The sequence below is a fragment of the Micromonospora sp. CNZ299 genome, assembly GCF_002754415.1.
In genome coordinates, this window is record NZ_PEFG01000001.1 from 4,135,801 (window position 1) to 4,151,456 (window position 15,656).

At 74.2% G+C, this 15,656-nt stretch carries 1 protein-coding gene; it reads left to right on the forward strand.

Annotated features, from left to right (window positions below; translation table 11 throughout):
* Positions 1-11: 11 nt before the first annotated feature.
* A complete protein-coding gene (locus CLT68_RS33850) occupies positions 12-15,656 on the forward strand; it encodes a type I polyketide synthase (protein ID WP_099852495.1) in 15,645 nt (5,214 codons plus the stop codon).

Consider the following 15,656-nt stretch of genomic DNA (forward strand, 5'->3'; position numbering starts at 1 on the left):
GGGTACGTGTCATGGCGAACGACGAGAAGCTGCTCGACCACCTCAAGTGGATGACCGCCGAGCTGCGACGCAGCAAGCGGCGGCTCGAAGAGGTGGAGACGGCGGCCGGCGAGCCCGTCGCGATCGTCGCGATGACCTGCCGCTACCCGGGCCGGGTCAGCACGCCCGAGCAGCTCTGGGAGCTGGTCGCCGCCGGCGGGGACGCGATCGGTGACTTTCCGGACGACCGTGGGTGGGACGTCGACGGGCTCTACGACCCCGACCCGGACGCCAAGGGCAAGAGCTACGCCCGCGAGGGTGGGTTCCTCGCCGAGGCGGCCGACTTCGACCCGGCGCTGTTCGGCATCTCGCCGCGCGAGGCCCTGGCCATGGACCCGCAGCAACGCCTGCTGCTGGAGACCGCCTGGGAGGCGTTCGAGCGGGCCGGTATCCCCAGCGACAGCGTGCGGGGCAGCCGGACCGGCGTGTTCGTCGGCATCAGCGGCCGCGACTACGACACCCTGCTGCAGCGGCACACCCAGGACGGCATCGAGGGTTACCGGCTGACCGGCAGCGCGGCCAGCGTGCTCTCCGGGCGGATCGCGTACCAGTTCGGCCTGGAGGGTCCGGCGGTCACCATCGACACTGCCTGCTCGGCCTCACTGGTCGCGCTGCATCTGGCGGTTCAGTCACTGCGGCAGCAGGAGTGCTCCCTCGCCCTCGCCGGTGGCGCCACAGTGCTCGCCACCCCGGAGGCGTTCGTCGAGTTCAGCCGTCAGCGTGGCCTCGCCCCGGACGGCCGCTGCAAGCCGTTCGCCGCCGCGGCCGACGGCACCGGCTGGTCCGAGGGCGCCGCACTGCTGCTGCTGGAGCGTCTCTCCGACGCCCGCCGCAACGGCCACCCGGTGCTCGCCGTCATCCGGGGCACCGCGGTCAACCAGGACGGCGCCTCAAACGGTCTCACCGCCCCCAACGGCCCCGCACAGCAGCGCGTCATCCGGGCCGCGCTCGCCAACGCCCGACTCACCGCGGCCGACGTCGACCTGGTGGAGGCACACGGCACCGGCACCCGCCTCGGCGACCCCATCGAGGCGCAGGCGCTGCTCGCCACGTACGGCCAGAGCCGTCCGGACGGCGAACCGCTCTGGCTCGGCTCGCTCAAGTCCAACCTCGGCCACACCCAGGCCGCCGCCGGTGTCGGTGGCGTGATGAAGATGGTGCTCGCCCTGCGGGCCGGCGTCATGCCGCGCACCCTGCACGTCGACGAGCCCACCCCGCACGTGGACTGGACGGCCGGCAACGTCCAACTGCTCACCGCCGAGCGCCAGTGGGCGCCGGGGGAGCGACCACGTCGTGCGGCTGTCTCCGCGTTCGGCATCAGCGGCACCAACGCCCACGCGATCATCGAGGAGGCCCCTGCGGCGGACGCCCCGGCGACGCCACCGCCGGCCGGCACCGACCCGGTCTGGGTGCTCAGCGGCCACACCCCGGAGGCGCTGCGGGCCCAGGCCGCCCGTCTGAGCGCCTTCGCGGCCACCGCCACGGCGACCCACGCCGACATCGCCTACTCGCTCGCCGCGACCCGCTCACCGCTGCCGGTCCGGGCCGTGGTCACCGGCACCGACCTGCCGGGTGCCCTGGCGGCCCTGGCCGACGGCGTCGCCACCGCCGGGGCCGTCACCGGCTCGGTCCAGGACGGCCGCACCGCGTTCCTGTTCTCCGGTCAGGGCTCCCAGCGCCACGGCATGGGCCTTGAGCTCGCCGCGCGCTTCCCGGCGTACGCCGAAGCACTCGACCTGGTCTGCGCGGAACTGGACCCGCACCTCGACCGTCCGCTGCGCGAGGTGATCGCCGACGGGGTCGACCTGGAACAGACCGCCTACACGCAGGCCGCCCTGTTCGCGGTGGAGGTCGCCCTGTTCCGGCTGGTCGAGTCGTTCGGAGTCACACCGGACTACCTGGTGGGGCACTCGATCGGGGAGATCGCCGCCGCGCACGTCGCCGGCGTGCTGTCCCTCGCCGACGCCGCGACGCTGGTGGCGGCGCGGGGCCGACTGATGCAGGAGCTGCCGGCCGGCGGGGTGATGGTGGCGGTCCGGGCGACCGAGGCCGAGGTGCTGCCGCTGCTGTCCGAGGGCGTGGACATCGCCGCGGTCAACGGCCCCCGGTCGGTGGTGCTGTCCGGTGCCCCCGACGCGGTGGCGGCGGTCGTCGCCCACTTCGAGAAGTCCAAGCCGCTGACGGTCAGTCACGCGTTCCACTCGGCGTTGATGGAGCCGATGCTGGCCGAGTTCGCGCAGGTGGCGACCACCCTGACCTACCACGCGCCGGTCATCCCGGTCGTCTCCAACCTCACCGGGCACCTCGCCGGCACGCAGGACGCCGACTACTGGGTCCGGCACGTACGCGACGCGGTCCGGTTCGCCGACGGCATCGCCTGGCTGCGGGGCCGCGGTGTCACCCGGTTCCTGGAGATCGGCCCGGACGGCGTCCTCACCGCGATGGCACGGGAGAGCGACGACACCGAAGCCGCCTACCTGCCCCTGCTGCGCCGGGGCCGTCCCGAGGTGACCTCCCTGATCACCGGCCTGGCCGAGGCGTACGTGCGGGGCGCCGCGGTGGACTGGACCGTGCTGGCCACCGGCGGCAGCCGTGTCGACCTGCCCACCTACGCGTTCCAGCAGCAGCGGTACTGGCCCGCCACCGGCGTCGCGCCGGCCGGGGACACCCGGGGCCTCGGCCTCACCGGTGTCGACCACCCGCTGCTCGGCGCCTCCGTCTCCCTGGCCGGCGCCGACGAACACCTCTTCACCGGCCACTGGTCCGCTGCCGGGCACCCGTGGCTCGCCGACCACCAGGTCGCCGGGGACCTCGTCGTTCCCGGCACCGCCCAGCTCGAGGCGGTCCTCGCGGCCGGTGCCGAGATCGGCTGCGAGACGGTCGAGGACCTGGTCCTCGCCACCCCGCTCGTGCTGCCGCCCACTGGCGTGCAGGTGCAGGTCCGGATCGGCGCCCCGGACGCCGACGGCCGCCGCAGCGTCAGCGTGCACAGCGGTGACGGCGACACGTGGACCGTGCACGCCTCCGGCACCCTCGCCGCCACCGCCAGCGCGGCGCCCGCCCCGGCCGAGTGGCCGCCGCCGGGCGCCGAGCCCGTCGACCTCACCGACCTCTATCCCGCGCTGGTCGAACGCGGTCTGGCCTACGGGCCCGCGTTCCGTGGCCTGGAAGCCGTCTGGCGCGGCCCGCTGGGGGACACGTTCGCCGAGGTACGCGCACCCGAGAGCATCGACTCCACAGACTTCGGGCTGCACCCAGCGCTCCTCGACGCCGCCCTGCACGCCCTCGGCTGCACGGGCACCGGCGACGAACCGGCCGTCGTCCCGTTCGCCTGGAACGGCGTCACCCTGCACGCGGTCGGCGCCGACACGATCAGGGTGCGGCTACGTGGCACCGGGACCGTCGCCCTGGACGTCTGGGACACCACCGGGCAGCCGGTCGCCACTGTCGGTTCCCTGGTGCTCCGCCCGTACGCCCCGCCCGCCCCGAAGGCACTCCCGGTGGCCGACGCCCTGCACCGCCTCGCGTGGGCCCCGATCGTCGCCTCGCCGCCCGCCTCGCCGCCCGCCGCACCGGCCACCGTCCCGGCGCAGATCTGGCGCCCGGAGACCGCCGGTGACGCTCCGGTGGCCACGGTGCACACCGCGACCGCCGCCACGCTCGACCTGCTCCAGCGGTTCCTGCGCGACACCACCCACGCGGGCAGCCGCCTCGCCGTGGTCACCTCCGGTGCGGTGGCGACCTCGCCCGACGAGGACGTACCCGACCTGGCCGGGGCGGCGGTCTGGGGTCTGGTCCGGACCGCCCAGACGGAGAACCCGGACCGCTTCGTCCTGGTCGACCTGGACGGCCACGACGACGACACGGCGCTCGCCGCCGCGCTCGCCACCGGGGAACCGCAGATCGCCGCCCGCAACGGTGCCCTGTTCGCCCCCCGCCTGGCCCGCGCCGCGACCGGCCCCGCCCTGATCCCGCCGGCCGGCGTCCCCTGGCGCCTCGACGTCCCGGTGAAGGGCACCCTGGACAACCTCGCCCTGGTCCCGTGCCCCGAGGTCGACGAACCGCTCGGCCCGGGCCAGGTCCGGATCGCTGTCCGCGCCACCGGCCTCAACTTCCGCGACGTCCTGATCGCCCTGGACATGTACCCCGACGTCGCCCAGCTCGGCAGCGAGGGGGCCGGTGTCGTCACCGCCATCGGCCCCGGTGTCGACGGGGTGCGGGTCGGCGACGCGGTGATGGGCATGTTCTACGGCGCGTTCGGCCCGGTGACCGTCACCGACCACCGGCTGGTCACGCCGATCCCGGCCGGCTGGACGTTCGAGCAGGCCGCCGCCGTGCCGATCGTCTTCCTCACCGCCTACTACGCCCTGGTCGACCTGACCGGCCTGCGTGCCGGGGAGTCGCTGCTGGTGCACGCCGCCACCGGTGGCGTCGGCATGGCCGCCGTGCAGCTGGCCCACCATCTCGGCGCCACCGTCTACGGCACGGCCAGCCCCGCGAAGTGGGACACGCTGCGCGGTCTGGGTGTCGCCGGCGACCGGATCGCCTCGTCCCGGACCACCGGGTTCGAGGAGAGGTTCCGCGCCGCGACCGGCGACCACGGGGTCGACGTGGTCCTCAACTCGCTCACCGGCGAACACGTCGACGCCTCGCTGCGGCTGCTGGCCACCGGCGGTCGGTTCGCCGAGATGGGCAAGAACGACGTCCGCGACCCCGCCGCGATCACGGCCGCGTACGGCATCCGCTACCAGGCCTTCGACACCATTGAGGCCGGACCGGACCGGATCCAGCAGATGCTGCGCGCCCTGGTCGATCTCTTCGAGGCCGGCGCACTGCGACCGCTGCCGGTGACCACCTGGGACGTCCGCTCGGCCGGTGCCGCGTTCCGGCACGTCAGCCAGGCCGCCCACGTCGGCAAGGTGGTCCTCACCGTCCCGCCCGCCCTGGACCCGGATGGTGTCGTCCTGCTCACCGGCGGCACCGGCGCGATCGGCGCGGCCGTCGCCCGGCACCTGGTCACCACCCACGGCGCCCGGCACCTGGTGCTGGCCGGCCGCCGTGGCCCGGACGCGCCCGGCGCCGCCGACCTCGCCGACGAACTACGCGGCCTGGGCGCGAGCGTCACAGTGGCCGCCTGTGACGTCGCCGACCGCAGCGCCGCCGCGGCCCTGGTCGCGGCCAGCACCACCGACCGGCCGCTGACCGCTGTCGTCCACCTGGCCGGCGTCCTCGACGACGGCGTGCTCGACGCGATGACACCCGATCGGCTTGCCGGCGTGCTGCGCCCCAAGGCCGACGCCGCCTGGCACCTGCACGACCTCACCAGGGATCAGCCACTCGCCGCGTTCGTGCTCTTCTCGTCGCTGTCCGGGCTGCTCGGCGCGGCGGGCCAGGCCAACTACGCGGCCGCGAACGCGTTCCTGGACGGGCTCGCCGCGCACCGGCGCGCCCAGGGCCAGCCGGCGATCTCGCTCGCCTGGGGCCCCTTTACCGCCACGACCAGCATGGCCGGGCGGCTGGACGACACCGACACGCGGCGGATGGACCGCACAGGTGTGCTCGGCTTCAGCACCGCCGAGGGACTGGCGTTGCTCGACGCGGCGCTCGGCATCGACGAGTCGTTGAGCGTGCCGGTGCGGCTGGCCCGTACGGTCGCGGCCGGCACCACCCCACCGCCGCTGCTTCGCGGTCTGGTCCGCGGTGCCACCCGCCCGGCTGGCACCGCCGGGCCGGCCGACGCGGTGACCGCGCTGCGCCGTCGCCTGGCCGCCGCCCCCGCCGAGGTCGAACGGATCCTCCTGGAGATCGTCGTGGCGGATGTCGCGGCGGTCCTCGGGCACGACCCGTCCGGCATCGTCGCTGGTCGTGCCTTCAAGGAACTCGGGTTCGACTCGCTGACCGCCGTCGAACTCCGCAACCGGCTCGGCGCGGCGACCGGGCTCCGGCTGTCCGCGACCCTCGCCTTCGACCATCCGAGCCCGCTGGCGCTCGTCGCCCACCTGCGCGACGAACTGCTCGGCGGCGCGATCCCGGAGGCACGGCAATCGTCTGCCGAGGTCGCCGGGGACGACGACGACCCGATCGCGATCGTCGCGATGGCCTGCCGCTACCCGGGTGGCATCAGCAATCCGGAGGAGTTGTGGCGGCTGGTCGTCGACGGCGCCGAGGGCATCACCGCCGTCCCGACGGACCGTGGGTGGCGGGCCGACCTCTTCGACACCGGACGGGACGGCGGCTCGGCCACCGACCGTGGGGGCTTCCTGCACGACGCCGCCGACTTCGACGCGGACTTCTTCGGCATCTCGCCCCGCGAGGCCCTGGCGATGGACCCCCAGCAGCGGCTGCTGCTGGAATCCACCTGGGAGGCTCTGGAACGCGCCGGCATCGATCCGGAGACGGTCCGCGGCGAGCCGGTCGGCGTGTTCGTCGGCGCCTCGGCCCAGGGGTACGACACCCTGCTCCAGGGCCGCGACGCCAGCGCCGGCTACCTGCTCACCGGCACCGCCGCCAGCGTCATCTCCGGTCGGCTCGCGTACACGTTCGGCTTCGAGGGCCCGGCCGTCACTGTGGACACGGCCTGCTCGGCGTCGCTGGTCGCGCTGCACCTGGCGATCCGGGCGATCCGCAACGGCGAGTGCGCGATGGCCGTCGCCGGCGGCGCCGTGGTGATGGCCACGCCCACCATGTTCCTGGAGTTCTCCCGACAGGGCGGGCTCGCCGCCGACGGGCGCTGCAAGGCGTTCGGGGCGGGCGCCGACGGCACCGGCTGGTCCGAGGGCGTCGGTGTGCTGCTGGTCGAGCGGCTGTCCACGGCGGTCCGGCGCGGTCACCCGGTGCTCGCGCTGGTCCGTGGCACGGCCGTCAACCAGGACGGCGCGTCCAACGGTCTGACCGCCCCGAACGGGCCCGCCCAGCAGCGGGTGATCCGGGCCGCGTTGGCCGACGCCGGTCTGTCCACCGCCGACGTCGACGTGGTGGAGGCCCACGGCACCGGAACGGTGCTGGGTGACCCGATCGAGGCGCAGGCGCTGCTCGCCACGTACGGCCAGAGCCGCGCCGCCGACCGGCCGTTGTGGCTCGGCTCGATCAAGTCGAACCTGGGTCACGCGCAGGCCGCCGCGGGGGTCGGCGGCATCATCAAGATGGTCATGGCAATGCGGGCCGGCCTGATGCCCCGCACCCTGCACGCGGACGAGCCGACCACGCACGTCGACTGGTCGTCGGGTTCGGTCGCCCTGCTCACCGAGGCCCGCGAGTGGACGGGTGACGGGCGTCCGCGCCGGTCGGCGGTCTCCTCGTTCGGTGTCTCCGGCACCAACGCGCACGTCATCCTCGAAGCCGCACCCGACCCGGACCCGGTCCGGGGCAGCGAGCGGGCGGACGCCGCTGGCGACGTACCGCTGGTGCTCACCGCCCGCAGCCCGCAGGCGCTGACCGCGCAGGCCGCCCGGCTGCTGGCCGGAGGTGACCGGGATCTGGCCGACGTCGCGCACACCCTCGCCGGCCGGGCCCGCCTCCCGCACCGGGCGGTGGCGTTCGGCCGTGCCGCGCTGGAAGCCCTCGCCGCCGGTCAGGCGGCCCCCGCCCTGGTCACCGGCACATCGGTGACCGGCCGGACGGCGTTCGTGTTCTCCGGGCAGGGGTCGCAGCGGCCGGGCATGGGTCTGGAGTTGGCGTCGTCGTTCCCGGTGTTCGCGGAGCCGTTCGACGCGGCCTGCGCGGAGCTGGATCGTCATCTCGACCGTCCGTTGCGCGAGGTGATCGCCGAGGGCGACGACCTGGATCAGACCGTCTACACGCAGACGGCGCTGTTCGCGGTCGAGGTGGCGTTGTTCCGCCTGGTCGAGTCGTTCGGTGTCACCCCGGACTTCCTGGTGGGGCATTCGATCGGGGAGGTCGCGGCGGCGCACGTTTCCGGGGTACTGTCGCTGTCGGATGCGGCGAAGCTGGTCGCGGCGCGGGGCCGCCTGATGCAGGCCCTGCCGTCGGGTGGGGTGATGGTGGCGGTGCGGGCCACCGAGGCTGAGGTGTTGCCGCTGCTGACTGACGGCGTGTCCGTCGCGGCCATCAACGGTCCCCGCTCGGTGGTGCTGTCCGGCACGGAGGACGAGGTCGCCGCAGTGGCGGCGAACTTCAAGAAGTCCAAGCGTCTGCGGGTCAGCCACGCGTTCCACTCGGTGCTGATGGAGCCGATGCTCGCCGAGTTCGCGCAGGTCGCACAGACGTTGACCTATGCGCAGCCCCGGATCCCGGTGGTGTCGAACGTGACTGGGCAGATCGCCGGGATACAGGACGCCGGCTACTGGGTGCGGCACGTGCGGGAAGCGGTCCGGTTCGCCGACGGCATCGCCACCCTGGAGGCCGCAGGCGTCAGCACGTTCGTGGAGATCGGCCCCGACGGGGTCCTGTCGGCCATGGGCGCGGACTGCGTCAGCGACGCGGTGTTCGTACCCGTGCAACGCTCTGACCGGGACCAACCGACCGCGTTGTTGACCGCCCTGGCCCAGGTCTTCGTGCGCGGCGTCGCGGTCGACTGGACGCCGTGCTACCCCGGCGGACGCCTCATCGACCTGCCCACCTACGCCTTCCAGCGCCGCCGCTACTGGCCGGCCGCCGCCGTCGGCGAAACCGGCACCGGCGGGCACCCGCTGCTAGGCGCGATGGTCCCACTGGCCGGCAGCGACGACGAGCGGGTGCACACCGGCCACTGGACCACCGGTTCGGTGCCCTGGCTGGCCGACCACCGCATCGCCGGATCGGTCGTCGTGCCCGGCACCGCGCTGCTCGAACTGGTCCTCGCCGCCGGCACCGAAGCCGGCTGCGAGCACGTCGACGACCTCGTCCTCTCCGCTCCCGTGGTGGCCGGCGAACGCGGCGTGCAGCTCCAGGTCCGGGTCGGCCCGGCGGACGACGCCGGCCGCCGCCCGGTCGCCGTGCACGCCACCACCGACGGCGTACGGTGGGCAGCGCACGCCACCGGTACGGTCAGCCCCGCCACCCTGCCGGCCCCGGCGGCTGGCGAGTGGCCTCCGCTCGGCGCGACCCCGCTCGACGTCGGCGACCTCTACCACGACCTGGCCGACCGAGGCCTCGACTACGGTCCCGTCTTCCGAGGGCTGCGCGCGGCCTGGCGTGCCACCGACGGCAGCCTGCACGCCGACCTGGCCCTCGACGGTGACGCCGACGGATACGCGGCGCATCCGGCGCTGCTGGACGCCGCCCTGCACGTCCTCGGCCTGACCGGCGATGCCGGCCGGGACGCCAAGGTCCCGTTCTCGTGGACCGGCGTCACCCGGCACGGTCAGACCGGCAGCGCGGCCCGGGCCCGACTGACAGTGACCGCGACGGACACCGTCCGGATCGAGCTGGCCGACGACCTCGGCCGGCCCACTGTCACAGTGGAATCCCTGCTGCTCCGGCCGTACGCTCCGCCCTCCGTGCTGCACACGCTGACGTGGTCGCCGATCCCGGTGCCCGTGGGGTCGACCACGCACGACCTGACCGTGCTGCGCGTCCCGCAGGTCCCGGGCGATCAGGCCGCCGCCGCGCACACCCTGGCCGTGCAGGCGCTCGCCGCCGCGCAGGCCGTCCTCGGGCAGGACGACACCCGCCTGCTCGTCCTCACCACCGGCGCGGTGGCGGCGACCCCGGACGACGCCGTCCCGAACCCGGCAGGCGCCGCGGTCTGGGGCCTGATCCGCAGCGCCCAGTCCGAGCACCCGGGCCGCTTCCTGCTGGCCGACACCGAACCCGGCGACGACCTGGACGACGCCCGGCTCGCGGCCATCACCGCAGCCGGAGAGGATCAGGTCGCGGTACGCGGGGGTGCTGTCCTCGTACCTCGGCTCGTTCCTCACCGCGCGACCGGCGACGGCCCGGCCTTCGGCACCGGAACCGTCTTGGTCACGGGTGCCCTGGGCGCCCTCGGCGGGATCGTGACCCGGCACCTGGTGACCCGGCACGGCAGCACCGACCTGATCCTGCTCGGCCGCCGTGGCATCGACACCCCCGGTGCCGCCGAGCTGGTCGCCGACCTGACCGCGCTCGGCGCCACCGCGACCGTGGTGGCCGCCGACGCGGCCGACCGGGACGCCCTCGCGGCCGTCCTCGCCGGAGCACCCGACCTGACCGCTGTCGTGCACGTCGCCGGGGTCCTCGACGACGGTACGGTCGACGGTCTCACCCCGGACCGCCTCGCCGCCGTCCTGCGCCCCAAGGTCGACGCCGCCTGGCACCTGCACGACCTCACCCGCGACCGGAACCTCTCCGCGTTCGTGCTGTTCTCCTCCGCGGCCGGGGTCTTCGGCGGGCCGGGGCAGGGCAACTACGCGGCGGCCAACGCCTTCCTCGACGCCCTCGCGGCGCACCGCCGCTCCGCCGGACTGGCCGCCACCTCACTCGCGTGGGGGCCGTGGGCGGACGGCATGGCGGCCGGTCTCGCCCCGGCCGAACTGGACCGGATGGCCCGCTCCGGTGTGCTGCCACTGTCCACCGACGTGGCGCTCACTGCGCTGGACCAGGCCTGCGCCGACAACCAGGCCCTTCTCGTACCGGTCCGGCTCGACCCGTCGGCGACCCCGTCGCACGTTCCCGGCGTGCTGCGCGGCATGATCCGCGCGATACCCCGGCAGCGCGCGGGCCGCGCGGCCGGCGACGAGGCACTGGTGCGCCGGCTCGCCGGTCTGGCGCCGGCGGCGCGCCGGGACCAACTGCTCGATCTGGTACGCACCCACGTGGCCGGAGTGCTCGGCCACGGCTCCGGGAGGGCCGTCGCCGCCGACCGCCCGTTCAGTGAGTTCGGCTTCGACTCCCTCGCCGCCGTCGAGCTGCGCAACGGGTTGAACTCCGCGACCGGGTTGCGGCTGGCCGCCACCCTGGTCTTCGACTACCCGACCCCAGTGGCCCTGGCCGAGCACCTGAACACCGCGCTCGGCGGCTCCGACGAGAGCCCCACCGCCGGTGTGACCAGGGCGGTCACCGCCGACGAGCCCATCGCCATCGTCGGCATGGCCTGCCGCTACCCGGGCGGTGTGACCACGCCTGAGGACCTGTGGCGGCTGGTCGACGCCGGCGGTGACGCGATCGGGGAGTTCCCCCCTGACCGGGGCTGGGATGTAGGGGTGTTGTTCGATCCCGATCCTGACAATCCTGGGACCACGTACACCAAGGAGGGCGGTTTCCTCTACGACGCGGGCGACTTCGACGCGGGATTCTTCGGGATCTCGCCACGGGAGGCTCTCGCCATGGATCCGCAGCAGCGGCTGCTGTTGGAAACCTCCTGGGAGGCGTTCGAGCGGGCCGGGATCGACCCGGCGGTCGTACGGGGAGCGCAGGTGGGTGTGTTCGCTGGGGTGATGTACCACGACTACGTCAGCCGTCTCGGGGCGGCTGACGGAGTCGAGGGTCTGCTGGGCGTCGGCAACGCCGGCAGTGTCGTCTCCGGCCGGGTGGCGTACACCTTCGGCCTGGAGGGCCCGGCGGTCACAGTGGACACCGCGTGCTCGTCCTCCCTCGTCGCACTGCACCTCGCGGTACGGGCGCTGCGCAACGGCGAGTGCGCCATGGCGCTGGCCGGCGGCGTGACCGTGATGGCCACCCCGGGTACGTTCGTCGACTTCTCCCGGCAGCGAGGCCTGGCGCCGGACGGCCGGTGCAAGTCCTTCTCCGACGACGCTGACGGGACCGGCTGGGCCGAGGGCGCGGGCGTGCTGCTGGTGGAGCGGCTCTCCGACGCGGTGCGCAACGGTCACCGCGTGCTTGCCGTGGTGCGGGGGACCGCTGTCAACCAGGACGGCGCGTCGAACGGGCTGACCGCCCCGAACGGGCCGTCGCAGCAACGCGTGATCCGGGCCGCCCTCGCGGACGCCGGCCTGAGCACCGCCGACGTGGACGCGGTCGAGGCGCACGGCACCGGCACGACGCTGGGCGACCCGATCGAGGCGCAGGCACTGCTGGCCACCTACGGTCAGGACCGGCCCACCGACGAGCCGCTGTGGCTGGGCTCGATCAAGTCGAACATCGGCCATACCCAGGCCGCCGCGGGTGTCGCCGGCATCATCAAGATGATCGAGGCGATGCGGCACGACACCATGCCGCGGACCGTCCACGTCGAGCGGCCCAGCGGGCACGTCGACTGGTCGGCGGGTGCGGTGCAGCTGCTCGTGGACGCGCGGCCGTGGCCGGCGGGGGAGCGCCCGCGCCGGGCCGGGGTGTCGTCGTTCGGGGTGTCCGGCACCAATGCGCACGTGATCATCGAGGAGCCGCCGGCCGCGCCGGTGGTCGAGTCGGTGGTGACCGAGTCGGGTGTGCCGTGGTTGTTGTCCGGGCGCAGCCCGAAGGCGGTCGCTGGTCAGGCGCAGCGGCTCGTCGAGTGGGGTGGCGCCGCCGGGGAGGTGGCGTACTCGCTGGCCGTGTCGCGGGCGGCGTTCGACCACCGGGCGGTGGTGCTCGGTCCGGATCACCGCAGTGGCCTCGCGGCCCTGGCCGACGGGTTGCCGTCCAGCACGGTGATCTCTGGTGCGGCGCGTTCGGCCGGCGTGGTGTTCGTCTTCCCCGGTCAGGGTTCGCAGTGGGTCGGCATGGCAGTGGAGTTGTTGGATGCGGAGCCGGTGTTTGCGGCGCGGATCGCGGAGTGCGCGGCGGCGTTGGATCCGTTCGTGGACTGGAACCTGCTGGAGGTGTTGCGCTCGGACGATCCGTTGGAGCGGGTGGATGTGGTGCAGCCGGTCCTGTGGGCGGTGCACGTGTCCCTGGCGGAGGTGTGGCGGGCCAGGGGTGTGACCCCGGATGCGGTGATCGGCCACTCCCAGGGGGAGATCGCTGCGGCCTGTGTGGCCGGGGTGCTGTCGCTCAGTGACGCGGCGAGGGTCGTGGCGTTGCGCAGTCAGGCTCTGCTCGCGTTGTCGGGCAGCGGTGGGATGGTGTCGGTCAACGCCGGTCTGGACGTGGTCACCCCGTTGTTGACCGAGGGTGTGAGCGTCGCGGTGGTCAACGGTCCGACCAGTGTCGCCGTGGCCGGCGCCGACCTGGATGCGTTCCTGGCCGCCGCGGAGGCGGCCGGCGTGCGGGCGAAGCGGGTCAAGGTCGACTACGCCTCGCACTGTGCTCTGGTCGAGCCGGTGGAGGCGGAACTGGCCCGTCTGCTCGACGGGGTGCGAGCGCAACCCGGTGCGGTGCCCGTGTTCTCCACCGTGGAGGACGGCGGCGTGATGGACGCCGACTACTGGTATCGCAATCTGCGCCAGCCGGTGCGCCTGGACCTGGCGGTCGCGGCGGCATACGCGGCCGGGCACCGGATCTTCATCGAGGTCAGTGCGCACCCGGTGCTCACCGGCGCGATCGCTGACACCGCCGAGGTCGCCACGGTGGGTACGTTGCGTCGTGGCGAGGGTGGGCCCGAGCAGGTGGTCCGGTCGCTGGCCGAGGCGTGGGTGCGCGGCGCACCCGTCGACTGGACCACCGTCATCCCGGCGACCCGGACCGTCGACCTGCCCACCTACCCCTTCCAGCACCAGCGTTTCTGGCCGGTCGGCGATGCGCCAGTGCCGGTCGTGGACCCGATGGACAGCGAGTTCTGGAAGGCCGTGGAGAACGGCGACCTCACCCCACTCGGCATCACCGACGACGGCACCGACCTGCTGCCCGCCCTCACCGCCTGGCGGCGTACCCGCAAGGAACGCGGCACCATCGACACCTGGCGCTACACCGTCGGCTGGACCGCCCTGCCCGAGCCGACCGACGCGTTGCTCACCGGCACCTGGCTGCTGCTCACCACCCCGACCGCGCGGATGGAGACCGAGTTCGCCACCGCCGCGATCGAGCAGGCCGGCGGCACCGCCGTCGTCGTCGAGGTCGACCCGGCGACGACCGACCGGGCCACCCTGACCGCACAACTGAGCGCGACGACCGGCCCGGACCCCGCCATCTCGGGTGTGCTGTCCCTGCTGGCGGTCGCCCCGGACACCGACGGCGCCGTCCCGCCCTGCCTGACCGCGACCGTGCTGCTGATCCAGGCCCTGGCCGACGCCGGGATCCCCGGACGGCTCCGGATCGTCACCCGCGGCGCGGTCACCGTCACCGCCACCGACGAGCCGCCACTGACCGGGCCCGCCCAGGTCTGGGCCACCGGCCGGGTGTTCGGCCTGGAGCAGCCGGACCGCTGGGGCGCACTGATCGACCTGCCGGCCCGGCTCGACAACGCCGCGCTCACCCGCTTCCAGGCCGCCGTCGCCGGCATCGACGACGAGGACCAGATCGCGGTACGCGACAACGGCGTCCACGCCCGACGCCTGCGCCCCGCCCCCCTCAGCGGCCCGGCGCCGACGACCGGTTGGGCACCGACCGGCACCACACTGATCACCGGTGGCACCGGCGCGATCGGCGCGCACGTGGCCCGCTGGCTGGCCGGACGCGGCGCCGAGCACCTGGTGCTCACCAGCCGCCGCGGCCCGGACGCCCCGGGTGCCGGTGACCTGCGCAGCGAGTTGGAACACCTCGGCGCCCGGGTGACCATCGCCGCCTGCGACACGGCCGACCGCGACGGGCTCAGCGGCGTGCTCGACGGCATCGACGACCTCACCGCCGTCTTCCACGCCGCCGGTGTCGCCCGCTCGGCGTCGCTCGCCGACACCGGCCTGGACGAGTTCGCCGACGTGGTCGACGGCAAGGCGGCAGGCGCCGCGCTGCTCGACGACCTCGTCGGAGACGTGAGCGCGTTCGTCCTGTTCTCCTCCAACTCCGGTGTCTGGGGCGGTGGCGGGCAGGGCGCGTACGCGGCGGCCAACGCGTACCTCGACGCCCTCGCGGCCCGTCGCCGGGCCCGCGGCCTGCGCGCCACCTCGATCGCCTGGGGGGTGTGGGACGGCGGCGGCATGTCCGACGCCGCGATCGTCGAGCAGCTGCGCCGGCGCGGCCTCGCCGCGATGGCACCCGACCTGGCCATCGCCGCCATGGCCCGGACCCTGGACCACGACGAGACCTTCGTCGCCATCGCCGACGTCGACTGGCAGCGGTTCGCGCCCGCCTACGAGTCGGCCCGACCCCGTCCGCTGCTGCACGAACTGCCGCAGGTGCGCCGGATCCGCGAGGCCGACCAGGCCGCCATCAGCGGCCAGGGGGCGTCCGCGCTCCACACCCGACTGCGCGACCTGTCCCGCGGCGAGCGGCACCGGGCCCTGCTCCAGACGGTACGGGCGGAGGCCGCCGCCGTCCTCGGCCACCCGTCGGCCGAGTTCGTCGAGCCGGAGCGGGCGTTCCGGGAGCTGGGCTTCGACTCGGCGACCGCCATCGAGATGCGCAACCGGCTCAACGCGAGCACCGGTCTGCGGCTCAGCACCACCCTCATCTTCGACTACCCCAACGCCCTGGTCCTCGCCGAGCACCTGCACGACGAGCTGTTCGGACCGGACGAGCTCGACGACGACGCCCGCATCCGGCAGGCGCTCGCCGAGATCTCCCCGGCCCGGCTGCGGGCCGCCGGGTTGCTGGACGCCCTGCTGCGCCTCGCCGACGGCACCGGTGACGACGCCGAACCAACCGCCGGGGAGCCCGACGGCACCGACCTCGACGGACTGGATGAGGACGACCTCATCCGGCTGGCACTCGATTCCTCTCGCTGA

Coding starts and splice junctions, on each gene's coding strand:
- CLT68_RS33850 (WP_099852495.1), top strand. CDS start 12: ATGGCGAACGACGAGAAGCTGCTCGACCACCTCAAGTGGATGACCGCC.